The organism is Bartonella schoenbuchensis R1 (assembly GCF_002022685.1).
Classification (GTDB): Bacteria; Pseudomonadota; Alphaproteobacteria; order Rhizobiales; family Rhizobiaceae; genus Bartonella; species Bartonella schoenbuchensis.
Map to the genome: position 1 here is coordinate 1,598,527 of NZ_CP019789.1, position 26,273 is coordinate 1,624,799.

Annotated in this window: 17 protein-coding genes and 4 pseudogenes; 5 read left to right on the forward strand and 16 right to left on the reverse strand. The window is 39.4% G+C overall.

The annotated features are described in order from the left end of the window. Positions 1 to 113: 113 nt before the first annotated feature. The 3 genes and pseudogenes from BscR1v2_RS07210 to htpX all read right to left on the reverse strand — a co-directional run bounded on the left by BscR1v2_RS07210 (position 114) and on the right by htpX (position 4,372). Positions 114 to 1,837 (reverse strand): annotated as a pseudogene (locus tag BscR1v2_RS07210) (heparinase II/III family protein). Between the two features lie 78 nt (positions 1,838 to 1,915). Next, positions 1,916 to 3,283, reverse strand: coding sequence for an RsmB/NOP family class I SAM-dependent RNA methyltransferase (locus BscR1v2_RS07215; protein ID WP_078690232.1), 1,368 nt, complete (start codon positions 3,281 to 3,283; stop codon positions 1,916 to 1,918). Between the two features lie 33 nt (positions 3,284 to 3,316). After that, positions 3,317 to 4,372, reverse strand: coding sequence for a zinc metalloprotease HtpX (gene htpX / locus BscR1v2_RS07220; RefSeq protein ID WP_078690233.1), 1,056 nt, complete (start codon positions 4,370 to 4,372; stop codon positions 3,317 to 3,319). A gap of 81 nt (positions 4,373 to 4,453) precedes the next feature. On the opposite strand from htpX, the gene BscR1v2_RS07225 reads away from it, so the two are divergent. Continuing rightward, on the forward strand, positions 4,454 to 4,681 hold the full coding sequence (locus BscR1v2_RS07225) for a DUF1674 domain-containing protein (protein WP_078690234.1): 228 nt from the start codon (positions 4,454 to 4,456) through the stop codon (positions 4,679 to 4,681). A 140-nt stretch (positions 4,682 to 4,821) separates the two neighbouring features. On the opposite strand, the gene rpsP is transcribed toward BscR1v2_RS07225, so the two are convergent. The 4 genes and pseudogenes from rpsP to BscR1v2_RS07245 form a co-directional block, all read right to left on the reverse strand. Next, positions 4,822 to 5,256: a 30S ribosomal protein S16 gene (rpsP, locus tag BscR1v2_RS07230; protein WP_078690235.1), complete on the reverse strand. Its 435-nt coding sequence runs from the start codon at positions 5,254 to 5,256 to the stop codon at positions 4,822 to 4,824. A 72-nt stretch (positions 5,257 to 5,328) separates the two neighbouring features. Further along, entirely contained in the window at positions 5,329 to 5,595 is a 267-nt protein-coding gene (locus BscR1v2_RS07235) for a chorismate mutase family protein (protein ID WP_078690236.1), read from the reverse strand. A 23-nt stretch (positions 5,596 to 5,618) separates the two neighbouring features. After that, positions 5,619 to 7,180, reverse strand: a pseudogene (gene ffh, locus BscR1v2_RS07240) (signal recognition particle protein). A gap of 247 nt (positions 7,181 to 7,427) precedes the next feature. Then, on the reverse strand, positions 7,428 to 8,087 hold the full coding sequence (locus tag BscR1v2_RS07245; protein WP_078690343.1) for a carbonic anhydrase: 660 nt from the start codon (positions 8,085 to 8,087) through the stop codon (positions 7,428 to 7,430). A 257-nt stretch (positions 8,088 to 8,344) separates the two neighbouring features. On the opposite strand from BscR1v2_RS07245, the gene BscR1v2_RS07250 reads away from it, so the two are divergent. After that, complete coding sequence (locus BscR1v2_RS07250; protein WP_078690237.1) at positions 8,345 to 13,057, forward strand: NAD-glutamate dehydrogenase; 4,713 nt, start codon at positions 8,345 to 8,347, stop codon at positions 13,055 to 13,057. 839 nt (positions 13,058 to 13,896) lie between these two features. On the opposite strand, the gene BscR1v2_RS07255 is transcribed toward BscR1v2_RS07250, so the two are convergent. From BscR1v2_RS07255 to BscR1v2_RS08530, 4 genes and pseudogenes are all read right to left on the reverse strand, one after another. Then, positions 13,897 to 14,622 (reverse strand): glutamine amidotransferase, encoded by a 726-nt coding sequence (locus BscR1v2_RS07255; protein WP_078690344.1) that lies wholly within the window; start codon positions 14,620 to 14,622, stop codon positions 13,897 to 13,899. Positions 14,623 to 14,745: 123 nt separating this feature from the next. After that, positions 14,746 to 16,277 (reverse strand): annotated as a pseudogene (locus BscR1v2_RS07260) (heme biosynthesis HemY N-terminal domain-containing protein). A 12-nt stretch (positions 16,278 to 16,289) separates the two neighbouring features. Next, positions 16,290 to 16,736, reverse strand: a complete 447-nt coding sequence (locus BscR1v2_RS08525; protein ID WP_335617876.1) for a COG4223 family protein — start codon at positions 16,734 to 16,736, stop codon at positions 16,290 to 16,292. Next, on the reverse strand, positions 16,727 to 17,476 hold the full coding sequence (locus BscR1v2_RS08530; protein ID WP_335617877.1) for a hypothetical protein: 750 nt from the start codon (positions 17,474 to 17,476) through the stop codon (positions 16,727 to 16,729). The genes BscR1v2_RS08525 and BscR1v2_RS08530 overlap by 10 nt, the downstream gene beginning before the upstream one ends. Before the next feature lie 723 nt (positions 17,477 to 18,199). Here BscR1v2_RS08530 and tsaD point away from each other — a divergent pair. Together tsaD and BscR1v2_RS07275 are read left to right on the forward strand one after the other, a co-directional pair. Further along, a pseudogene (gene tsaD, locus BscR1v2_RS07270) lies at positions 18,200 to 19,293 on the forward strand (tRNA (adenosine(37)-N6)-threonylcarbamoyltransferase complex transferase subunit TsaD). A gap of 109 nt (positions 19,294 to 19,402) precedes the next feature. Further along, positions 19,403 to 19,837: an EVE domain-containing protein gene (locus BscR1v2_RS07275; protein ID WP_010704414.1), complete on the forward strand. Its 435-nt coding sequence runs from the start codon at positions 19,403 to 19,405 to the stop codon at positions 19,835 to 19,837. Here BscR1v2_RS07275 and BscR1v2_RS07280 read toward each other — a convergent pair. Further along, positions 19,829 to 20,392 (reverse strand): L,D-transpeptidase family protein, encoded by a 564-nt coding sequence (locus BscR1v2_RS07280; protein WP_078690238.1) that lies wholly within the window; start codon positions 20,390 to 20,392, stop codon positions 19,829 to 19,831. The two genes, BscR1v2_RS07275 and BscR1v2_RS07280, sit on opposite strands and share 9 nt — an antisense overlap. A 67-nt stretch (positions 20,393 to 20,459) precedes the next feature. Between BscR1v2_RS07280 and BscR1v2_RS07285 the strand changes: the two genes are divergently transcribed. Then, positions 20,460 to 21,143, forward strand: a complete 684-nt coding sequence (locus BscR1v2_RS07285) for a response regulator transcription factor (protein WP_078690239.1) — start codon at positions 20,460 to 20,462, stop codon at positions 21,141 to 21,143. 43 nt (positions 21,144 to 21,186) lie between these two features. On the opposite strand, the gene BscR1v2_RS07290 is transcribed toward BscR1v2_RS07285, so the two are convergent. The 4 genes from BscR1v2_RS07290 to lptM all read right to left on the reverse strand — a co-directional run bounded on the left by BscR1v2_RS07290 (position 21,187) and on the right by lptM (position 26,222). After that, entirely contained in the window at positions 21,187 to 21,948 is a 762-nt protein-coding gene (locus tag BscR1v2_RS07290; RefSeq protein ID WP_078690240.1) for a class I SAM-dependent methyltransferase, read from the reverse strand. Between the two features lie 269 nt (positions 21,949 to 22,217). Further along, positions 22,218 to 24,644 carry a TIGR02302 family protein gene (locus tag BscR1v2_RS07295; RefSeq protein ID WP_078690241.1) on the reverse strand — a complete coding sequence of 809 codons (2,427 nt, stop codon included), beginning with the start codon at positions 24,642 to 24,644 and terminating at the stop codon, positions 22,218 to 22,220. A 115-nt stretch (positions 24,645 to 24,759) separates the two neighbouring features. Beyond that, positions 24,760 to 26,034, reverse strand: a complete 1,275-nt coding sequence (gene lysA / locus BscR1v2_RS07300; RefSeq protein WP_078690242.1) for a diaminopimelate decarboxylase — start codon at positions 26,032 to 26,034, stop codon at positions 24,760 to 24,762. An 8-nt stretch (positions 26,035 to 26,042) separates the two neighbouring features. Continuing rightward, a complete protein-coding gene (gene lptM / locus BscR1v2_RS07305; protein WP_010704420.1) occupies positions 26,043 to 26,222 on the reverse strand; it encodes an LPS translocon maturation chaperone LptM in 180 nt (59 codons plus the stop codon). Between the last annotated feature and the right edge of the window lie 51 nt (positions 26,223 to 26,273).

The following is a 26,273-nucleotide window of genomic DNA, read 5'->3' on the forward strand; positions in this document are numbered from 1 at the left end:
ATTACTACAATAATATATGCCTTTTCCAAAAAACTGAAAGAACATAATGCTTAAAATTCTGAAATCCATCAATAATAAAACCACCTTCATGCCGTCATCAGTGCAGCATATTCCTATTCTGACTCAAGACGAACAAAACGCCAATGAATTTTTTCTGTCAACGCAGGGCGGAAATATAAAACAATTTGCTGCGTGCGTTGTGGGCCCGTTAATTCAGCAAAATCAATCGAATCTTCTAAAGAAATATCCGTATCAGGTGACATAAAATGCCACATCTTCTTACCTTCCACAGCCAAATGCACACTGTCCCCATTATGAATGACCTCAACTTCGGGGTGAAGATGAAACCGAACGGCAACACAATGAGACTCATTGCAATCAGCCCTATGACCATTTGAGTGAGCAGTATGCGGCATGAAAAAGCGATCAAACCCTTCAATAATCGCCCCATTTGTCGTTAAAGTAAGACCGCGCTCATGAATAAGATTAAAAGGTCGCACATACCCATCATGGCATGCAATAAAACCAATCTTTTCTGCTTCTTCTATACGTTGCACTTTAATATCCGTCGGTCCTTCAAGCAACAGGGAAGTATTTTTGCTCTTTTTTTTGCGAAAAATGCCCACCGAACAATCATTGATTGTTGCTGTTGAATGTGCCGCTGTAACACGCCCGAAATGCCGATACTCTTCCCCCCATAAGGAGCAATACCCGCATTGATAATAAAGCGGTTTCCTTGAGAAGACATCTCAAATGATAAACATCCCGAACAAGCATATTCTGAAGCAAAATGTGGTGGAAATTTTCCCGTATCTGCAAGTACAGTTGTTTGATTGGCCTGTAAACGCTGAAAACCAGAATAACGCGCATAACTAAAAGGATTTGCCCCTGTTTCATCAAAATCTAAAATAGCCGATAGATGCCCCGACATAACAGGACCAACCCCATTAAAATGTGCAAGTGTTTGATCTTCATGGATAAAAAACCGCAAAGCTGGTAACATACGTTCAACTGAATCAATTAAAACACGTGGCAGTGTTTCATTGCTATGTTTGTAAAGATCACGCAAAGATAATAAATCCAACAGTAAACTGAGCAAAATAGCAGGACTGCGTGAAATATGCCCCCCATCGACAAGAATTTGACGTGAAAGCTCACGGATAAGATAGGTTTGCATTTTCTTCCTTGTGGCAGCACAAACAGGCAAAGCCAAAGAAGAAAATACCAAAGCGATCGCCGCTTGTAAGCGTTGATCATTTTCTTCCATACTGTGAATCAATATACGCAAATAACGAAATTGAAAACCAAGCGAATGCAAAAAACGCTTTTTAAACTGTTCACTTGCACCTTCCAACAATATTTGCGAATGACAAATCCATGAAATCAAACGTCGTGCAACAACCCCCCCACTCCAAGAAAGCCCTTTTATTTTCTTATCACTATGATCAAGCCAATCTTCTAATAAAGAGCGCGCATGTGCTATAGCTAATGGGTTGCGTGCTGGCGTCATATGCCGCAGCCAATGAAAGTCATGAAGTGCTGCTTCCCATTCTGGCGTTGGTGGAACTAATGAAAAAGGCGAAAGAGAACCAGACTGAACAACCCGACCAGCAAAAGCAAAACGGCCATGGTAAAATTCATGTGCTACTTTTGAATCAGCTAAGTGCAAATCAATGGGATGGGCTAAAATTCTTTGCGGATGAAAACCCAAAAATCGCCAACGAAATAAAGGCCCCACCCATAAACGCCGTAGAGATTGTAACACCTTATACACAAAAACTGATGTCTTTACCTGATGACTTCCCACCGCAATCGCCACACTTATCTCTCCAGCCATTCTTTATCAAACAAAATGCTCAATCATTTCTTTATCAAACACAATGAATGTCGGCGATTTACGTAAATGAAACGTTAATTAAGCCACCTTGCGTAAACGTGCTGCAAAAAAACCATCCATTCCAAATAACAGCGGGTCTTCAACATCACAATTATCATAGCAACAATCAGCAGGCGTTGTGCGCAAAGTACCATCAGAAGAGAGCAAATGCTTCATAGAACCCATCTCTTCTGCTAAAATGGGTTCTAAAATAATATCATCACGCGTAGACAAAATCTTTTTAATAAGGTCTTCCCCCTCTTGTCTTGCCAATGAACAATTAGAAAAAATAATGCACCCACCCTTCTTTACAAAAGCAATTGCTGCCAAAAGAAGATCATACTGCACAGCCGCTAATTTGGTGATATCATCAGACGATTTAGTCCATAAAATATCTGGATGACGGCGTATCGTCCCCGTAGAAGAACAAGGTGCATCAAGAAGAACCGCATCAAAAAGCTGCTCAGAATAAAAATCTCTCATATCACCAGTCCAATAATGGGCTGACAAATGAAGACGTTCCATATTTTCTTTTAAACGCTCTAACCGATTAGCCGAACTCTCAACAGCTGTCACATCTGCCCCTTGCAAAGCCAATTGAGCCGTTTTCCCACCAGGGCTTGCGCAAAAATCAACAACCCGTTTGCCACGAATATCTCCTAACAAACAAGCAGGTAATGCTGCTGCAAAATCTTGAACCCACCAAGCCCCTTGCGCATATCCTGGTAAATTAACCACAGAACCATCCAAAGCGCCAAGCCGAATTGAACCATTAGGCAAAACAACACCCCCAAGCCGCTTTGCCCAACCAATACTGTCTGATTTTACAGTCAAATCAAGCGATGGTGCATTATTTTGTATCGCTAAAATCTGATGCGCCTTATCAACCCCATATGTTGACACCAAAAGCTGCCCAAACCAAGCTGGAACATCTTTAATGGTTGGCTCTTGCACACGCAAACACACCGCCTCACGTGCAAAATTACGTAAAATAGCATTCACTAACCCTGAAAAGCGGCGTGTACGTGGGTCAATTTTAGCCATTTGCACCGCCAAATCAATCGCCGCATGATCAGGAATATCAAGATAAAGAATTTGTGCTGCACTGATATGTAAAAGATGCTGAAGCGACAATGCTTGAAGTGGCAAAGGCCGTTTTAAAAAACGCGATAAAGCAGCTGTAATCTGACCTCGATGACGCAAAGCCGCCATTAAAATAGCCCGACATAACAGGCGATCACGGTGTGAAAGCTTTAAATAATGTGGATGTCCATATTCATGATCGGTCAAACCAGAAAGAGACTTATGCTTATCAAGCACCACACCTAAAAGACGGGCACAAACTTGGCGAACAACTAATCCCGGAATATTCTTTTCAGACATACATCCCGCTTTTTTATTTTGCACAATAACACCTCTACACCTCCCCCTTTAAAAACACTATGACCGAGGCTTTTTAAAATTCTGATGACGAAGCCAAGAAGGACGATCTGTTGTACGCCGAAAAGCACCCCTTTCCTGATGATTAAGAGCATCGTTTTGAGCACTAAAATTTAAATCTTCATTCTCTAAATCTAAACCGCTCACCTTTTCACCAAACATACTCTTTTTACCTTCTTTTATATTCTTGGCTTTGAATATATTCATTTCCTCAGCTTGCTTATAAAGAGCCGCAATACGATTTGTAGTCGCTGGATGAGTAGAAAAAAGGCTATCTGCTCCCTCACCTTTCAAAGGATTAACAATAAACATATGAGCCGTTGCCCGATTATGCTCTGCCTGTTCATTATGCACCATATGTCCCCCACCTGCAATTTTACTCAAAGCTGAAGCCAACCATAAGGGATTACCGCATATTTCAGCTCCACGTCGATCAGCAGCATATTCACGTGTACGGCTAATAGCCATTTGCACCAACATAGCTGCAAAAGGCGCCACAAACAGAGCAATAAGACTACCAAGCACCCCAGCACCATGCGAATGCTCTGAAGAAGAACGCTGCCCCCCCATCAATAAAGCAAAATTACCAAGCATAGAAATTGCCCCTGCAATTGTTGCGCTAAGAGTCATAATCAACGTATCACGATGTTGAATATGCGCTAACTCATGAGCCATGACCCCAGCAATTTCTTCTAGACTTAACCGCTCTAACAGCCCTGTACTTGCAACAACAGCTGCATTGTGCGGATTGCGTCCTGTAGCAAAAGCATTGGGTTGCCCACTGTCTATGATATAGACCTTCGGTTGTGGAAGAGAAGCTCTTTGCGCCAATTCACGCACAATCTTATAATAAACGGGTGCCGAACGCTGATCCACTTCACGCGCACCATACATACGCAAAACTATTTTATCTGAATTCCAATAAGAAAAAAAGTTTAAGCCCCCTGCCATCAAAAGCGCAATAACCATACCATTGCTTCCTGCAATAAGATAACCAACTCCCATAAAAAGTGCAGTCATAAAAGCCACAAGCATTGTTGTGCGCAGGATATTCATTGCTTTAAAACTCCATGATAATGCGTAATAATATCTATATGATAAGGATTTTTTGATTCTTCAATGGAAGAAAGGCATAAAATGGACCAAAAAGACAAGGCGATAAAACAAGATGCAACAAAACAAAATGCAGCTTCCCTTAAGCAGCGCCCCCTTCCCCCAGAAGCACAACGTGCCCTCAAAGAGGCTGCACAAAGACGTAAACAAGCACTCCATGAAAAGATGCCTTTGGAAAATGGTGGGCGCGGCGGAAAAGACCCAGCACGCTATGGAGACTGGGAAATTAAAGGCCGCGCTATTGACTTTTAAAAAGCTCAAATTAATGGCTTAAAAAACAAACCACCTTTTAAAAGACAAGCAAACATCTTTCAGATAAAAACAAGCAATGATTGCCTGCTTAAAACACAAGCTTTCACAACACTTCTCTTAAGTTAAGAGATTTAAAGCGCCTATGCTTCTCCTGATACAGCCGCCTCTTTTGATACAGCATCTTCTTGCGATACAGCTACTTCTTCTGATACAGTTTCTTCAGCAATTGAAGCTGATGCTTCTTCAGCAGCTTGCTTTGCTGCTGCAGCACGTTCTTGTGCTTTTTTACCAGGCTCACCTTTGTGTGGGTTATTACGTGCTGGGCGTTTTTTCAAACCAGCAGCATCTAAAAACCGCAAAACACGATCTGTCGGCTGAGCACCCTGACCAAGCCAATATTGAATACGTTCTTCGTTTAGCTTTACACGCTGTTGATCTTTAGGCAACATGGGGTTCCACGCACCAACACGCTCAAGAAAACGCCCATCGCGCGGACTACGCACATCCGCAACAACAATATGGTAATAAGGACGCTTTTTTGAGCCCCCACGAGACAAACGAATTTTTAATGCCATCTTTTTCTCCGATCAACTTTAACTTTTATCTAAATTAATTTGCTTTGTTTGTTTGCCTTTCAGCAATGATTATTATGGTAAATCACTTCTAATGGTGAAATTTAAAAACTTTTCAGCAAAATCGGGTTCAAAACAATTGTCCATAAACAATTGTCGCAAACCTGCAACCTTACTTTGCTCACACGTCACATAAACTGCAGATAAATCATAACAAGCTTTTAACTCTCCAATTGCTTGTACACAGCAAAAGCATTTTGCTAAAATATGAACCAGCGCCACACCAAAATTATCAATAGATGTTTGTAAACGCGTCAAACCATCTGGTACTTTCTTTTGCATCACGCTTCCTTTTTTCTTGTGCTTTACGATTTCTTCTTAGGAAGCGGAGGTAATTTCCCCCCATTCCCAGAAAGGCCACTGGGAAAACCGGGAAACGGTAATCCACTCTGAGGAAGACCAGGTAATTTCTCTCCTAAATTACCATTTTTAATTTGCTTTTGTAACGCCGATAACTGTGCCGGATCAATTCCCGATAAATTAGGCATATTACCAGGAACACCTCCAGCCCCAAATCCTAGTTTGGAACCAAGCCCTCCTAACATTTTTCCCATCAAACCGCCTTTGCCCTTTCCCCCCATAGCTTTCATCATATCAGCCATCTGACGGTGCATTTTCAAAAGCTTATTAATATCAGCAGCACTTGTACCAGATCCTTTAGCAATTCTTTGTTTACGACTATGTTTCAAAATCTCAGGATTAGCACGCTCTGCAAATGTCATTGATGAAATAATAGCCAATTGGCGGTTCAAAAGATGATCATTAAGACCTGCAGCCGCTATTTGCTCTTTCATCTTTCCCAAACCCGGCATCATTCCCATAATGCTGCCCATACCCCAAGTTTTTTCATTTTTTGTAATTGCTCTGCAAGATCATTAAGGTCAAATTTTCCAGCCTGCATCTTTTTTGCAAAATTCATCGCCTTTTCATGATCAATCGCTTCAGCAGTCTTTTCAACTAAAGAAACAATATCCCCCATGCCAAGGATACGATTTGCAATACGATGAGGGTGAAACTCTTCCAAAGCATCTATTTTTTCACCAACCCCAATGGCTTTGATCGGCTTTCCTGTAACAGCGCGCATTGAAAGTGCTGCACCACCGCGGCCATCACTATCCATTCGTGTTAAAATAATTCCTGTAAGGCCTACCCGTTCATCAAAAGAACGCGCAAGATGAACAGCATCTTGACCGGTAAGGCTATCAGCAACCAACATAATTTCATGAGGAAGCGACAATGCCTTGATCTCAGCCAATTCAATCATCAAAGCATCATCAAGATGATTGCGTCCTGCTGTATCAAGAAGCAAAACATCATAAGCGCCTAATTTTGCTGCCTGCACTGCCCGTGCAGTAATATCAACAGCAGATTGACCAGAAATAATAGGTAAGCTTGCAAGCTGCGCCTGCTCTCCTAATTGACGAAGCTGTTCTTGTGCTGCGGGGCGGCGCGTATCTAGTGACGCCATCAAAACTTTTTTATTGTGTTTGTCAGTTAAACGCTTTGCAAGCTTTGCTGTCGTAGTTGTTTTTCCCGAACCTTGCAAACCAATCAACATAATAACAACTGGTGCTGGTGCGTTTAGATCACTAAGGACAGCCTCATCACCCAACATGCTCACAAGTTCATCGTGAACAATTTTAACAACCATTTGGCCAGGCTTAATAGATTTAACAATAGCAGAGCCAACAGCTTTTTCACGAACCCTATCAGTGAAAGAACGCACCACATCCAGTGCAACATCAGCTTCTAACAAAGCACGACGAATCTCACGCAGCGCTGTTGCAACATCCTGATCTGACAAAGCACCACGCCCTGTCAAATTGGACAGAATGGAACCAAGACGCTCCTGCAAGGATTCAAACATCATCTACCTCATTGACCACATAACAAACAAATCAAAATGGCACCCGAGGACGCAACGCGTTATCGGATGTTGACCTCTGGGATCTTTTTATACCCTTAAAATAAGTGGGGTCCCAGTCGGTGGCTCCAAGTTAATTCTTGTCACTGAATGTTTGTTTCTTCAAACAACAAAAACTACTCTTTGTCAAGATTGATCATAAATTACCTTTGCACACAAAGATTAGGCAACAAAAAGATATTAAAGATATTTATGACCGGGTGAGTAATTTTTCCTCAACACGCATAAAATGCCCTGTTTCTTGTTCTAAGCTCCACAATTCACCGTTTGAAATATCAAACCAAGCACCATGAACTGTCAAAAGCCCCTGATCTTTACGTTCTTTTAACCATGGAAATGTCTCTAAATTTTTCAACGAATAACGAATAGAAAAATGCTCCAACGCAGCCTGTCGCTGTGTTTCAGTCATCGATTCACGACAGCAAGCCCCTTTTCCCGCCGAGACTAAAAGATCCATCCATAGCCCCATACAATTGTTCGATGACAAGGGCTTATACACCTCACCAAGAACAATATTAATTCCCCCACAACGCCCATGACCTAAAATAACAACGTGTTTAACTTTCAGCGACTGCACTGCAAACTCAATTGCTGCTGCTGTTGCATCATATTGATCACCAGGAGAAAAAGGTGGAACAAAATTTGCCACATTGCGCACAACAAAAATTTCACCAGGACTGGCATCAAAAATTGTTTCTGGTGCTGCACGCGAATCACAACACGCAATCATCAAAATTTCAGGCTTTTGCCCTTCTTCTGCCAATTGCCTATAACGCGCTGCCTGCTGCGAAAAATTATTGGTCATAAAAGACCGATAACCGTTTAAAAGTCTTTCTGGAAGATCTGTCATCTTTATATTTATTGTTAGTGTATATTTTAAAAACATGTTACTTTTTCATAGAAAAAATATCAATAAAAATATCCTTTTACTTGCGCCAACTATTTATCCAAAATTTACAGCATTACTCTAACTTGCGAAAAAATTTTATAATTATCTGAATAAATAACTATTCATTCAAAAATAAAATGGTACAGTATAAAGATGGCATAAACGACCTGCTCTTGTGAGGAGAAAAGGTCACCAAGAGCAAAAAGGGGAGTATAACTATGTCAAAACAAGAAGCATTAGATATCAAGAACAATCAAAAACAATTAGCAAAAATCCTTTTCGCCCATACTGATAAAGAAGATATTGCTTGTTATAAAAAAGATGAACTCGAAAAAGCTGCGGCTATTGCTTCTAAAGCGCTCAGCTTACATCAAGCAGGAAAAAGCACCATTTGCTTTGAACAAAAAGAGCTAACACGTAGCAGCAAGCCTATAACTGCTATCACACTTGTCAATGATAACAAACCTTTCCTACTTGATTCTGTTTTAAACGTCTTTAATCAACACGCAAACCACATTTATTTAATTGCGCATCCTGTTCTTGATTGCCCTTCTGGACAACGCATTAGCCTTATACAAATTCACATTGAAGCATTAAGCAAACAAAAGGCCATAACACTCAAAGATGAGCTTACCTTAGTTCTTGAACAAGTCAATGCCGCTGTGCAAGACTGGAAACCTATGTTGGAGGAACTTAAAAAGCACATCCACGCCTATCAAACAAACCTCCCGCAAAATTACCAAAAAGAAGGTGAAAAAACCATTGAGTTTCTCAACTGGCTTACAGATAATAATTTTATCTTCCTTGGAATGCGCACTTATGACTTTATTAAAAACAAAGAACCCCAAAACAGTTTGAAAGCTGGCAATATTGAATTGGGTATTCTTACAGATGCCTCCATTCGCATTATTGGCGATACACATGTAGAAGAACGCCCCAAAGAAGTCTTATCCTTTATGGAAAGCGATGACCTTCTTATTGTAACAAAAGCCAATAGCCGCTCAAAAATTCACCGTCCCATTTGGTTAGATTATATTGGAATTAAAATTTTTGATAAAGAAGGGCGTGTATGTGGGGAATTACGCATTGTAGGGCTATTCACATCCTCTGCTTATACCCGTTCTGTTTTGCAAATTCCTTTCTTAAAAGAAAAAGCACAAACCATTATTCAACGCCTTGGATACAATCAGGCTGACTATTCTGGAAAAGCACTTATCAACGTTTTAGAAACTTACCCAAGAGATGAAATGTTTCGCTCTGATGTTGATACTTTAACAGAAAATGCCGAACTTATTTTGCAATTAGATGAACGTCCACGTTTGCGCGTACTTGCGCACACTGATTCTTTTGGACGCTTCGTTTCCATACTTGTTTACGTCCCGCGTGATCAATACAGCAGTAATATTCCTGAAAAAATTGGCGCATATTTTGTCGAAACTTATGAAGGTGATTTCTTTGAATCTTACCCGCTCTTCCTAGAAAGCACACTCATTCGCATTCACTATATCATTCACCGCAAAGGAAACCACAGTGCTCCTGTTATTGAACGCACCATACTTGAACAACAAGTTCGCTCAATAACAAGAAACTGGGAAGATAATGTTCAAGCTGTGGCTCTTGCTCACAAAGCAACAGAACAACAAACGCTTCTAGCAAGCCAATTCCCAAACAGCTATCGTGATTTATTTTCAGCTGAAGATGCCATTGCAGACGCAGATCATATCTTAAGCCTTAATGATGAAAAGCCTCTTTTTGTCACTTTTTATCACACCCATCATAAAGAAAAACGCAACATTTCTCTCAGACTTTTTCATCGCCACGAAGCACTTGCCCTTTCTATACGTGTACCACTTCTTGAAAATATGGGCTTTCGTGTCATCGCTGAACAAACACTTGAATTACCAGATGGGCATGGGAAATATGTGTATCTTCATGATATGCAACTGGAAAGTGCTTTCCAAACCTGTATTGATCTTAATGAAAATGGTCAAAAACACGCTGAAACCTTTGAAGCCATTTGGGCTAAAAATGCCGATGATGATGCCTTTAATGCCTTAACACAAACCGCTCAACTTGATTGGCGTGAAATCGTTATTTTGCGCCATTATGGACGCTATCTCCAACAGGCTGGAATTCCTTATTCACAAAAACGTGTCGCTCAAACTTTAAATGCTTATCCCGACATTACCAAAGATCTTTACGCTTTGTTTCATTTGAAGTTTCATCCAAGCCACCAAGAAAAAGAACGCCAAAATAACGAACAAATCATTCAACAGCGTATTGAAGAAAAATTGCAGATGGTCCCCAATTTGGATGATGACCTCATTTTACGCCGCTATCGCAATCTCATTGCTGCAAGCTTACGGACCAATGCTTTTGTTCCCCTTCCAAATGGTAACCCACGGCGTATTTTGGCAACCAAGCTAGACCCACGCCAAATTGAAGGTTTACCTGAACCACGCCCTTATCGAGAAATTTTTGTTTACGGACCAGAAGTAGAAGGGGTCCATTTACGCTTTGGTTCTATTGCTCGTGGTGGTATTCGTTGGTCAGACCGCGCATTAGATTACCGTACTGAAGTATTAGATTTAGTCAAAGCCCAACAGGTTAAAAATGCCGTTATTGTCCCTGTGGGTGCAAAAGGTGGCTTCTATCCCCACCACCTTCCCCAAACCAACGACCGCGCTGTGGTAGCAGAAGCAGCCAGACAAGCCTATATTGACTATATCACAGCTTTGCTTTCCATTACTGATAATTTCGTCAATGGCAAAATAAGTGCCCCCAAAAATGTGATTCGCCATGATGGTGACGATCCTTATTTTGTTGTTGCTGCAGACAAAGGCACAGCAACTTTTTCCGATACTGCAAACGCAATCAGCCAAGCAGATAACTTTTGGCTTGATGATGCTTTTGCTTCTGGAGGATCAGCAGGTTATGACCACAAAGTCATTGGAATCACGGCTAAAGGCGCGTGGGAAGCTGTTAAAAGACATTTTAGGGAATTGTTTGATCATGACATTCAAACAACCCCCTTTAGTTGTGTCGGCGTTGGCGACATGTCAGGGGATGTCTTTGGTAATGGAATGTTACTGTCCAAACAAACAAAACTTATCGCAGCTTTCGATCACCGCGATATTTTCATTGATCCACAACCCAATATAGCTGAAAGTTATGCAGAGCGTATGCGTCTGTTTCAACTTCCCCGCTCAAGTTGGCAAGATTATGACAAAGCAAAATTGTCAAAAGGTGGTGGTATCTTTTCACGAGCAGCCAAAACCATTACTCTTTCCCCTGAAGCTGCACAAGCCATTGGTTTTGAAAAACAAACAGGAACACCCTTTGAAATTATTTCAGCCATTTTAAAAGCTCCTGTTGATCTTTTATGGTTTGGTGGCATTGGTACCTACATACGTGCAATAACAGAAACCGATGCTCAAGTGGGCGATCGTGCTAATGACGCACTTCGCATTACCGGCGAACAAATACGCGCCAAAGTCATTGGTGAGGGGGCCAATCTTGGTCTTACCCAACGTGGTCGTATTGAGTATGTCTTAAATGGTGGGCGGTGTAATACCGATGCCATTGACAATTCCGCAGGGGTCAATTGTTCTGACCTTGAAGTGAATATCAAAATTGTTCTTGCATCAGCAATGCGTGCTCAAATGCTTACGCGTAAAGAACGTGATACACTTTTAAAACAAATGACACCACAAGTTGAACAATTAGTTCTACGCAACAATTATCTGCAAACTCTTGCCCTTTCTTTGGCTGAAAGTCGTGGCATTATTGACCTACCTTACCAAGCCCGCTTTATACATGATTTAGAACAGAAAAAGCTGCTTGATCGCAGGGTTGAAATTCTGCCTGATGATCAAACTTTGCGCCAAAGAATGGCCCAAGGTCAAAGTCTTACACGCCCAGAACTGGCTGTTATTTTGGCTTATGCTAAATTAACGTTGCAAGAAGAAATCATTAACAATTCCATTGTTGACAATCATTATTTTGATACAACCTTGTTAAACTATTTTCCAACTCAACTCCAAAAAAGCTTTAAAAACGAAATTATCAACCACCAATTGCGTCGTGATATTATTGCCACGCTCATTGCCAATGATATTGTTAATCGTGGAGGGCCTACTTTTGTTAGTCGCCTGCAAGATAAAACAGGACAAAAGGTTGAAAATATTATTCGTGTTTTCATTGCTATTCGTGATGGATTTGAAATTCCTCAGCTTTCTGATCAAATTGATAATCTTGACAATAAAATATCCGGTGTTGTTCAAAATAAATTTTATGCAGCAATTACCTCAATGCTTTTTGAAACAACCAATTGGGGATTGCTCAATATCGATTTATCTGTATCACTAGAAGAACTTGTGACAACAATTCAACAAGCGCGTAAAGCCATTGAAAAACAGCTTACGCACTCCAACAATGAAGATATACATGAAAAAATTGCAGAAAAAGTAGCATTATATAGTGAAGAAGTAATACCAAATACTTTAGCTAAACAATTAGCTCTTCTTGAGGCTGCCCCAATGATTTGTGATATTTCTTTAATCGCAAAACAAAGCCAAAGTGATCTTACGAAAGCTGCAAAAATCTATTTTTCATTGACTCAGATTATTCGCATAAACCGCATTAATGACGCCAGTCAAACAATTCCTGTTCTTGATTATTATGATGGTATGGTCTTAAGCCAAGCTAAAGAAAATATTGCTGAAAACGTGCGGCAAATTGTTATAAAAATCTTAAAAAACTATGGTGATAAAAATGATCCACTTGCAGCATGGGTCAAAACAGAAGAAGATCAAATTTGCAATGTAACAAACCGAATTGGTGCTCTCATTGAAAGTGATCTCAATATTTCTCGCTTTACCTTTGCAGCTAACATGATTGCACAACTCAAAAACACCGCTTTTCAAACTTAAAGCGGTGTGCAAAGCAGCCAAGCTGAAAACACAGTTTTACTCACTCTTACGTGACCTATAACAATGACAATAAGCTGGCTGCTTGCAACTCTTCGAGCTATCTAAAAAATAAAGCTTAAAAAACGGGCTTTGTGTACAAGAAAACAAACTACTTACACAGTAGAGAAGGATTTTGCATGCAAAAAAACAGAAATTTAAATTTTGCGTGTCAAATATCCTTAATTATCAAAAGAAAGAAGCCATTTACACCAGATACTCCATCTGTATGAAAATTAATCGGCTATACTGAAAAAACATCTCTTCTCTACAAATACCGTTTCCAATCAATTCTATCATCTACTATCGCATCTGCTTTTAAGAAATGAGGCATATCATTGAAACTTCACTCATAAAGCCCTATCAACTTTGAGAAGATCAACAAAATAAGAATGTCGTAAAAATAGAAAATCAAAAGAAACATACCCTAATAAATTATTGCCCTCACGCTTAATTTAAAATACTATTATTATACTTTTTAGACCCAATAGATGCAAAATCCTGTTATCAGCATCACTTAAAAAATATCTAAATTTCAAAATTTCCCCCTATTGTCTTGCGCACAGATATTTCTTTAAACCTCTGATTTTTAAAAACAATGAAACGGTAGCAATTTTCCAAGCCCTTCAACTATAAGTCTACTCTCCCTTTCCCTTCCTCATGAAAAGCCTGTTTTGAAGAGCAAAATGTGCCAATATAGCATCAAAAGCCCTTATTTTGATATCCATAATAGAATACCAACGAAACGAAAATTTTCTTTTTCAAAGATCATTATTCAAAATAAACATAATTTTTAAATTTATTTAAGTGGCAGCAACACCAAAAATTTGTTGCAATGCATTTTTAAACCACTGGCGCAAAGCTTTGTCATACATTAAACGCCCTTGTAAATGTGCATAGGCAGGTTGGGCACCTTTTTTAGTCAATTTTTTAGCTGAACGCACCACCCAATGCTGCATCATAGCCCGTGTTAATTCAGCATGAAACTGCAAACCCCACGCATTATTTCCATAACGAAAAGCTTGTACAGGGTATGTTTGACCACTTGCTAAAAGAACTGCCTCTTTAGGTAAATCATAAATACCTTCATCATGAAAATGATAAACCATTTCAGGCCAATCCATAATCGCTCTACCTTGAGGTGTTGCTTCTAGTGGATACCAACCAACTTCAACAATTTTGTCACTTCTCGCACAAACACGCCCACCAAGATTTTGCGCTAACATTTGTGCTCCAAGACAAATACCTAAAAAAGGTTTATTTTCTTTCATGGATAAAGAAATCCAATTAATTTCTTCACGAATATACGCTTCCCTGTCATTGACACTCATCGGGCCACCTAAAATGACAACACCTGCGTAATGTTCCAATGTATCGGGAAGCTTTTGTCCTGCAATAGGGCAATAAGTATCAAGAACAAAACCGTTTTGTTGCAGAAATTGTCCCAAGCGGCCAATGCATGGAGATTGACGATGTAAAACCACTGCAATTCTTGGTTTTCTATTTGTTTGTTTTTTGCCAAGATACATTTTTGCCAAAAAATTTCTTTTTAGTTATTATTGCAGCAATATAGTTTAACTACGCGCTTCCAAAGAACAAGAAAATAATTTCTTGTCAACAAAGTTTACTCTAAATTTTTCTCTTTAAAATATTTAAAATAATTGAAATTTCTTTTTTGATGCAGAAACCTTTTTTTTCGTTGTTTTAACGTTTGAGTCATCAACATCTAAATGGATCTGATTGAGTGTTTCTTCATCCTGCTTGTTTGTGTAAACCTCAAAGGGGCTGTCACTTTCTTTAGGTGGACATTTGCTTAAGAGATTATCCTTAAAAGCTATTTCAGTAACATTTTGTTTGTCTTCTTTTTTCAGTACAATGTCATCAGCTTCTAATGTCAAAGGAAACCGACGAGGAGGTGCTTTCCATTCAAAACAGCCCAATCGCCCACTTATTGGAGAAACCGCTGACCAAGAAGAAAAAAGAGTATTATCACAAATCCATGTTGGATCACGTTCTGCATTGCGTGCTAAAGAGAGCCACTGATGCACTAACCCCTGATCATTTCCTTGTACCTCTTCAATATCTGCTAACAACAAATACACACTTTCACGGGGTGATAATTTAGTGCTTTTTTTGCTTGTTCTCTTGCTAACGTTAACTCACCTGCATCTAAAGCAGCTTTAGCAATAAGAAAGGCTGATTCAAAAGTGTTTTTATTATAAGAAGCCAGTTTTTTAGCTTTTTTCAAACGTCCAACAGCTCTTTCTTCTCTGCCAAGATAAAGTGCTCCAAAATCAGGATGAGGATCCTTCTTCCAAGCCTCAATGATTATTTTATCAGCCTTGCGGGTTTCATTTAATTTATAAAGAATACCAGCTGTTATAACCGTTATCGGTCCAAAATCAGGTACCAACTTATGTGCTTTTAAAATAGCGCTACGTGCTTTTACAGGATGGATTTTAAAGACATGAAGCGCCTTTCCACTCAATAACAGAGCATGGGTATGATTGCGCTCTGCAGTCAAACGGGCAGAGCGTGGTAAAGCTTTTTGCACTTTTTCAAAAACATCCAGTGCTTCATCCCATTGCCCCTCAGCACTCAATCGATCAAGCACAGCCTGATGAGCCCACACAAGTGATGGTGATAAAGTAAACGCCTCTTGTGCATAGTGCTGTGCTGCTTCATAAGTTTTCGTATCCATAGCCTCACGAAACAAACCATAAAGCCCAGCAAGTTTTGTTGATTTCTTTTGTCTCATCTCCTCATAGAGGTGAATGGCGCGAATAGAATCTTTTTGCAAAACCAGAGTTTGAGCTTGTAAAAGTTTTATTAACGGTTCACAATTTTCTTCAAGATACTTTAACGCCCGTGTCTCCATTTTTTGTGCTGTTAGATGGTCACCAATAAAGGCTGCAAGAAGGCCTTGTGAAAGGGCTTCACGACCACGTCTTTGACGGCGTGTATAAAAATAATTGTAAAAAGCCCCAGGTGCAAAACAAACAACATACAAAAGTCCCCATAAAATCCCCAAAAATACAATAAATGTACTTAAAAAAGCTAACAATGAAATAGATAATCGCGTGTGCATAAATGTTATGGTCACAACACTATTATGACTAGCAACCCACCCAAAAGCTGCACCAAGAACACAAACAACAAAAATATAAATAAAAACACGTATCATTCTTGGCCCCATTTACATTTTTATAGCCTTAGAAGATCCTTGTTGCACAAAAATCAGTAATTGCTGAAAAACACGTTGAACAGTTAAATGCCGTTTTAACTGCTGCATAAAATCTACCGAAATATCCTGAGCACTTTGGGGTAATGTTTGCCACTCTGCTAAAGCCTTTTCGTAATCTCCAACTTGAATGGCCATTTCCATCCGCGCTACAATCGCACCTACCGTCACACCTTCCACATTTCCAACTGGCCGTAAAACAAATAAACTTTTTATCCAGGCCCAAATGTGTGCAAAAAAACCAGCATCTGGTGCAACAATATTTTGTTGCCCAACAATCGTATCTGCAATACTAGAAAAATCAGCCGCAAGCTTAGCAGTGCTTGGAAGACCTGCATTTGCCGTTTCTTGCAAAAGATCAAGCCCAGAAACTGAAGGTGAAAAACGCTGTATTATTTCCAATTCATTGGCATAAGGTTCACCCCGATCGACTGCATTTTTAAAGCATTAATCGCCATTAAAAATTCAGGGTCTATTCCCCCTTTTGCATCACTCTTAGCAGCAATTTCTTCTCGTAGAGTGTCTATTTGTTGCTTTAATGCAGCAAAATCATTTGTATTGCCCTGCCCAGCTAATAAAGCTTCATGAATAGCGTGTGAGATTGCAACTAAATTTTGTATATTCTCTTCAAGAGCATTAACCTTTTTCTCTAAAGCCGCAAAAATTTCCTTACTTTCTTCTTGTGATGCCTCACCCCTTTGAAGAGACTTTTCACCTTGTGATGAAAAAATAGAAAAAGCCGTCTTTAATGCATCAAGTTCTTGGATAATATGATGCAATTGCCGCGTTGTTTCTTCAGCTTGGCTTTTTGCAATTTCAGCAATCTGTAAAGCTTGCTCTCCCCTAATATGCTCGCTTCTCAAAAAAGGAGAAAGAAAACCCGCCCATTGCATTCCTATCCAAAAACTTAAGGTGATAAAACTGCCAACAACTATTAAAATCAATGAATGAAACCAAGCAATACCAGGTGCCTTCCTTTCTTTTGCTTTTTGTTTGCTTTGTGTTTCTTTTGTCATTGATTCTGCTGAGTTTTGTGTTTCTTGCTCTAAATCACAATCTATCACATCACACTCAATTACAGGTGTTTTACGGTTAGTACCGGTATAATGTGGTTTTGCTCTGGGTTTTGAAAATTTTGCCATAAATGTCTCTTTTCTCCCGCTCATTTTTATTATAAAATAACAAAATGAAAGAAACTTTAAAAAAGCTAAGCATTGATTGAATATCTCGCTTTTTAAGTATTTTTACTCAATTTTTCTTAACTCACAAGCCAGATATTTCAATTAAACTAAATATTTTAATAGCCTATCTTTCCGCAAGTACACTTAATATTTTAGAGAAAAAGTCTTGGAAGTACATCAAAACTGATGTTTAAAAAAAATCCTTAAAAATTGTTGATTATAAACAGTAAATGCAACAACTCCAATGTGCAGTCACTTATTGTTAAAGCAGTCACTCATTATCAAAAAATTAAAAAACACATCAATTTTGGGATAAACAACATCAAGTGTGCTAAAAACCTAATTGTAAAAAACTTTCTAAGGTTTAACGCTGCCAACCTCTCACACTTACATCATATAGCTTGTACATCATATGGTTTGACTACAAAAATTCCAAGAACTGGTTAGCGAACATGACTTACCACATTTTAAAATGCATCCTATACTAAACATTCTATTTTTGTTGAATTTTCAAATGGAGCAATCCATCACTGACGACACCCCATAGACCATATCCAGATGCATTGTCTCTCATATACCTTATATTTCTCTCATACACCTTATATTTTAACAGAACTCTTTGCATCCCTCTTGATCCGTGATACCCACTACATGAAAAATCTTTCAACATAAGGTTATCCTGCAATGCGTCTATTGGGAATAGAAACAAGCTGTGATGAAACTGCTGCTGCTATTATTGAGCACAACAGTAATGGAAAAAGTCGTATTCTTTCCAATATCGTTTGGAGCCAAATTGAACATCACGCACCTTATGGTGGCGTTGTTCCCGAAATTGCTGCGCGTGCTCATGTTGAAATTCTTGATAGCTTGATTCTTAAAGCGCTTACACAAGCTAATATAAAGTTGAAAGATATTGATGCTATTGCAGCCACAAGTGGCCCTGGTCTGATTGGGGGCTTTTAGTGGGACTTATGAGTGCAAAAGCATTAGCTCTTGCTACCGGAAAACCTTTTATTGCTGTCAATCATCTAGAAGGGCACGCTTTAACAGCACTCATGACTCATGATATAAATTTTCCCTATTTATTGCTCCTAGTCTCAGGCGGTCATACACAAACCATTCTTGTCCACGGGATAGGAAATTACCAACGCTTAGGAACAACCATTGATGATGCCTTGGGAGAAGCCTTTGATAAAACTGCAAATCTTTTAGGTCTTCCTTACCCTGGTGGTCCAGCTCTTGAAAAAGCCGCGCTATTAGGAGATAAAAATCGCATCTCTCTCCCACGACCTTTAAAAGGTGAAAAACGGTTAGATTTTTCTTTTTCCGGTCTAAAAACTGCTGTTCGCAAAGCCGCAACAACAATGGCTCCTTTAACACAGCGCGATATTGCTGACATCGCTGCAAGTTTTCAAGCAGCAGTCATTGATACATTGCAAGATCGTGTTAGTTTAGCTTTGCAATATTTTACCCACCACTATCCTCTTTCTCATCAGAAAGAATGCCGCCCCCCTGCCTTGGTTGTTGCAGGTGGAGTATCAGCCAATCAAGCCATTCGTTTAAGCTTGCAAGAGCTGGCTTGCCAACATGGTTTTGAATTTATTGCTCCCCCCCCTTCTTTGTGCACAGACAATGCTGCAATGATTGCTTTTGCCGGTGCAAAACGCATAGAACAGGGGCAAACAAGCCCTCTTGATATTGCCCCTCGCTCACGCTGGCCGTTGGATGAAAAAGCACCCCCCTTAATCGGTACAGGACGGAGAGGAGCAAAAGTTTGAGAATATAATCCCTATGGCTAAAATCTTTCCAACACTTATTTATAAAATTAAACGCAAAAACAAAACACAGTGCATACAAAAAAACACAGTTCATAAAAAGGGAGGCTAAATGGCTTATTGGCTTTTTAAATCTGAACCTCAAAAATGGTCGTGGGCCATGCAAAAGCAAAAAGGCGCACACGGCGAACAATGGGATGGTGTACGCAACTATCAAGCGCGCAATAATATGCGTGCCATGAAATATGGTGATAAAGGATTCTTCTATCATTCCAACAAAGGGTTAGAAATAGTAGGCATTGTAGAAGTATGTGCACAAGCACATCCTGATTCGACAACTTCTGATCCACGCTGGGAATGTGTAGATATTCGTGCCCTTTGTGATATGCCAAATCCTGTTTCATTAAAACAAATCAAAGCTAATCCAAAATTAAAAAACATGGCACTGGTTAAAACCATGCGCTTATCAGTACAACCTGTCACAGAAGATGAGTGGAAAGAAGTTTGCTCTATGGGTGGGCTTAAACCAGAAATGCTTTTAACCTAAAACAACAATTCTTGTCCGCCAATTAATATAGGGTAAGAGACGTTCCATATCACGGCGGGAAAGTGCAATACATCCTTCTGTTGGGGCATAATTGTCCCGTGCTAAATGCATAAAAATAGCGCTTCCTCTTTCCATTTTACGCTGTGTGCTATTCCAATCTAGAATAAGGCCAATCGCGTAAAGGCCATCTTCACGGTGCATTTTTTCAGCACTTTTAGGGTAAGGAAGGTGAACCAAACGATTATAATTAGCATCACCACTAGCATCACACCAACCATCTTGTGCGCGAATACGATGAAAAGGCAAAACTGAACGTGGAAAAGGACGATAAAAATTATCGCGAAATCCTCCTAAACAACGCATATTTGCCAAAGGCGTAGCACCATCACCTTCGCGCTTATAAGGGGAAATACCGCCTCGCCCTAAAGCACAAAAAAAACGATGCTGACCAGCACAAAGAATACCCCGTGTATGGACACCTGCTTGTCGACGGATGACCATAAAACCAACAAAAGTTTGTTTTTTATAGCATTTCTTTTTTAATTCTACTTGCATAAGATTTTATTTTCATGAAACTACTTTCCACAAAGTATAGCGCACATAGGCTTTATAAGGAAAAAAAATGAACAGCTACACCCTTTTAATTGTTGAGGAAGAGGATGACTTGCGCTCTATTCTACTAGAACAATTGCAAATCCATGAAGAATTTGAAGTGCTCCAAGCAAAAACAGCCAAAGAAGGAATCGCAATAGCTCATAAAGAAAAAGTCGATCTTGCTATTTTTGATATTAAACTGCCTGATCTAGATGGTCGCGAAGCTGTAAAAAAATTACGCGATCAAAAATTTCGTGCTCCCATTATTATGATAACTGACCATGACACAGATTGTGATACTTTTTTAAACCTCGAAGCAGGTGCTAATGACTATGTAACAAAACCTTTTCGTTTTGCAGTATTGTTAGCGCGTATTCGAACTCAATTACATCAATATGAATACCATGAAGATGCAATTTTTCGTATTGGTTCTTACACTTTTAAACCTGGGCAAAAACTTCTTATTGATTGCCATGGCAATAAAATCCGCCTTACCGAAAAAGAAGCAGCAATTCTTAAATATCTTTATAACATGCGTAACAAAGTTGTAAGCCGCGAAACATTGCTGGAACATATTTGGGGCTATAATAAAAACATTGTCACCCACACATTAGAAACCCATATTTATCGTTTACGCAAAAAAATTGAAAAAGACCCCTCTAATGCTCAGATCCTCGTCACAGATCAAAACGGCTATCGCCTTAATCTTTAAAATTTTATGAGCAATGATTACCTTTCAAATAATTCTAACATCATCAACTTTTTTCTGAAACAAAATCAGATCCAGACAAGACATATCTCTCGCGAGCCTGTGGTGATAATGTAGGAATGAACACACGTCGTGATTGACGGCGTTGTATACTTATGCCTTGATAAATACGTTTGTGCGCCTGACACATTAAAAGCCCACCAAAATAAGGAAAAAGATGGCGTACAAATGGTCTATAGAAAAACGAAAACAACCGCGCTGTATAATTTAAGGAAGGTGTATAATATACAATTTCTTGCACAGGTCCGGATATAAAATTTGTTTCTTCAAATAAACGAACAATTTGTTGGCGACTATAAGGTTCACCATAACCAAAAGGTGTACGATCATTGCGTGCCCAAAAACCGCTGCGATTGGGAACAATAACAATCAAATGGCCATTAGGTGTCAAAACACGCCATATTTCTTTAAGAGTTTCGCGTGAATTTTCTGTATATTCAAGTGCATGTACCAATAAAACACAATCAATCGAAGCATCAGGAAGAGGTAAATCTTCTTCAAAAACAAGTGCTGTAGCAACCCTATCAGCACAAGGCCAGGGTAAAGCGCCCTGACTAGCGGGCATAAAAGCAAAACAGTGTTTTGCACGCGTGCACAACACAGAAAGGTAAGGAACTGCATAACCAAAACCCATTACCCGCTTATCAGCAAGATTTGGCCAATAGAAATTCAATTGGTCACAAATCGTCGTTTGCACCCGAAGACCAAGTGTAGAAGCATAAAAATCTTTGAGTGTAACTATATCCAATTTACATTACCATGTAGAAACAAATATCAAACGTTGCAGCCTTTTATAATCAACTTATATGGGTTTGCACCCCTTCCCCTCAAGAGCAAAAACTTTCACCTTCCACTTTTAACCAAAATAATTCAAAAACAAAGTAACATAAGTAAGAGGACACCACGGCATTATCACTTCATCAAAAGCACGGTTACTTTGCTGTGTTCTTTATTTTGAACGCATCTTACTTTATAAAAATTTTTAATGCGCTTTTTCTAATATTGATTTAAATTTGACTAACGAAAGTGAAGCAATCTTTCAAGATAGCTTTTTTCTGCCTCAGGAATACGACCATTATTAAGGCGTTTGCGAATTTCTTCCAAAATCCGTCGTGCACGCATTTGATCATTTTTCTGTGCTCCCCCCACACCTTCTTGACCTTGACCTGTCTGTGAAGAAAGCGGGCGTCCTAATGGATCTTGAGGGCCATGAGCATCATTGTGACTATCCCCTTTTTTCAATATCTCACGCATTTCTTGTAGAACACTTTGCGCGCCTTGTCGCAAAGATTCTAAAGCCTCTGACTGATTTTGCATTGACGTTTCATAGTCCCCATTATCAAGAGCGGTCTTTGCTAAGTTCATTTTCTTTTCTGCCTCTTTCAACGCATCATTTTGTTTAAGACCTTGTGCTGAGAGTCCTTTTTCTAATTCTGATAACTCAGACTGCAATTCAATCAGGCGATCTTCCAAAGCTTTACTTTGCTTTTCCTTATTGCTTGTGACATCTGTTTCATCATAACGTTGTTTCTTTTCTAAATGGTGCGTATCATTAAGAATTTCCTGCTGTCGACGCATCAAATCACCAAGTTGATCTAGCTTTTTTTTCATTTGTGTTTCTTGATGATCATTTTCCTCTTTAGCTTGATTACTTTTTCGATTCTGCAAATGATCAAGTGTCTGCTCAATTTCAGCTAAAAGCTGTTCAGCTGCAGAAGAAGAACCCAACTTAGCCATCTCTTCAATCGAATCCAACTTTTGGGATAATGAATCTTCAGAAAGTGTAGCTCTACGCTCATTGCTATCTTTTAATTCTTTTTCAGGCAAAGCACTAATATAATCATTCACAGCTTGGCGTAAATTTGCCATCAGTCGCTCAATTTCCTCACTTGAAGTGCCATGGCGCAATGCATCACGCAAAGCAGCCTGTGCTTGTTTTAACCTTTGCTGAGCAGACTCAAACTGATCACCTTCAATACCTAAAGCAATTTGCCATAAATAATGAACCACATCACGCAATTGATCATCTGTTTTTGCGGCAGAAAGCCTTATCCATGCACTTTGCAATGCCAGAAAATGTGTCACATTTTGAAGGCCATCTTCCGGGCGCACAAGCAAGGCAGAAAGCATATCAAGTACACGTTCTCGTGCATGTGCATCAAGTGCTAACAAACGACGCTGCTCATCTACTGCACGGGCAATAGGGTTGGCAAAAATACGCTGTGGTAACATCATAATAAAAGTTTTGCTACGCCCCTGCTGACCAGCCCCATCTTCTGCTACCAAAGTGATTTTAACCTCGCTACCAGCCCATGGATGACCAGATATATCTTGGACTGTTCGCATTTTACCTTTTCCACCACGCGCTAAAAGAAGCTTTATCTCAGGCGCTTTATAAAGAGGAGAAGCATTTTTATTCTGATCAAGAAGAGGTTCTATTGCAACAAAAGCCTTTGTTACACCATAATCATCATCCATCTCATAGCGCAATTCTAATGAACCAGCCAAAATCCGCTCTGGTTTTGCAAGCCAATGAATCGTCGGCCCTTTATCCTTAATCATGTGCAAATGCCATTGTTGTTGCCTATGACGCGATGACACAGACAAATGCATTGAACGATCTAAACGTGTTTCAAAACGAGTCATTGGATCATTTAAAGCCGTTTGTTCACTTTTTTCAGTAAGTAAAATTTTGTGTCCACCGTCTTCAGGCACAGCCTTAACCTTAACACCAGCGCCATTAACAACGCGCACAACAACATCACTACCTTCAGGAATAGTAAGCTTTGTTGTCTCACCTTGTGTTAAATAAATAGGTGCAATACCTGTGTAAGCAGGTGGTGTTACCCAAGCATCAATACGTATTGATGATTCATCAACCACAGGGCGTAGATCAAACGCATCTGATAAACGCCCCCCAGATGAGCCAAAAGAAAAACTAAAAGCACACACACACAATAAAATAAATAGTGCCCTAAGAGCTATAGGGTCATAGGCAGCACTATTGGGGTAAGCAAATCCGATTTGAACATGATGCAACTGTTCTGCCATGCGGCGTTGATGTTCACGCCAAATAACCACACCAGAACCATCATCATCTTCAACACACAAACGATCTTTTTGAACACTTAAAGGCTGATTTTTAAACCCATTTGTCTGTTCAATATAACAATCAACATCCCTTAGTGTTGGAAAGCGAAAGCCAAACAGCAGAAACAAACTTCCCAAAATAGCAAAAAGTACAAGCCAAAGAAAAAATAAATGCCACCAATAACTTAAGAGATTAAAAACACCAAACCAACTAAGTGAACATAAAAGACTTAACGCTAAAAAAAATGGTAACAGTCGCGGCCATATCCGCTCAAAAAATAAGAAACACCAAGCGAGAAGGCGTGCAAATAAAAGCCTTATTTTCAGAAAACCTTTGATGTTTTCATCTTTCATAGACAATCATTTGTCCTTTTTAATAATAAGTTTAAGAATCATAAGACTTATACAAAATAATTTGTACCATATAAATCGTTCCATAAAAGTTTATTGGAAACAATGTCAAAGACATTTAAAAATTCTCAACCCAATCTGGAATATGATCAAAACCAATCAATTGCGCATAATCAAGACGTGGGCGAACAACAGCATAACGCGTATCTTGAACTAAAACCTCCGGTGCCAAAAGTCGGCTATTATAGGTATTTGCCATCACCGCACCATAAGCGCCTGCCCCAGTAATTGCCAAAAGATCACCCGCCTCTAACACTGGCAGACAACGATCTAATGCTAAATAATCACCAGTTTCACAAACAGGGCCAACAATATCTGCATTGATCATCATACCATTTAATGGTGTTTTTTTCACTGGTATCACATCATGCCAAGCATCATAAAGTGTTGGACGCATAAAATCATTCATTGCTGCATCAACAATAACAAAATTGCGCCCCTTTCCTCTTTTGAAATATACAACAGATGTTATCAACACACCAGCATTGCCTACAATACTGCGCCCAGGCTCTAAAATTACAGTGATCCCTAAAGGTGCAATATGTTTCTTTACCAGTGCTGCATAATCAAAAGGAGAAGGCACTAAACACGACTCACGACCATAAGAAACCCCAAGCCCACCTCCAATATCTACATGGGTTATGGCATAACCATCATTGCGTAAGTGGCGCACAAAATCTGCAGCAATTATAAATGCCTCTTCAAATGGTTTTAAATCACAAATCTGGCTACCAATATGCATAGCCACACCACACACTTGAAGACCAGGCAATTGCGCTGCTTTTTTATAGGCATCATATGCCAATGCTAGTGGAATACCAAATTTATTTTCAGACTTACCAGTTGTAATTTTCTGATGGGTCTTTGCATCTACATCTGGAGTAAGACGCAACGAAATACGTGCATTTTTTGAAAGTGCAACAGCCCGTGCTGATAATTGTTCAAGTTCCTGCTCTGATTCGACATTAAAACAGCAAATATCATGTGCAAGAGCAAAATCTATCTCTCTAACCGTTTTACCAACCCCAGCATAAACAATACGATGCGCAGGAATACCAACAGCTAAAGCACGTCGTAATTCACCTTCTGACACCACATCAGCACCCGCTCCATTGTGTGCTAAAAGCCGTAAAATAGCCTGATTGGAATTTGCTTTGACCGCATAAGCAATAAGGCTAGCTATATCATGAAATGCATTTTGATAGTCTTGAAAATGTGTAACAAGTGCATTGGCTGAATAACAATAAAAAGGTGTTCCAACCTTATCTGCAAGTGTAGAAAGTGAAAGACCTTCAGCATAGAGCATGTCTTGATGATAAGGGAAAAAACGCATAAAAACCTCTATTGTATCAATCGATCGAGAATAAAAGGTTTATCCGCCTTTCTTTCAGAAACAAAAGCTCCTTGTGAAGACTCCACCGTTGTTGAAGAAGGTAATTCTAATGCCCCTTTACGCCCGCACCCAACTATAACAACATTAAAAAAAAGGACAATTATTAAATTCTTTAAAATAGCTCTCATATGCCCTTTTCTTCTTATATCGATATTTTGCTGCATTTTTTGTATTTACAT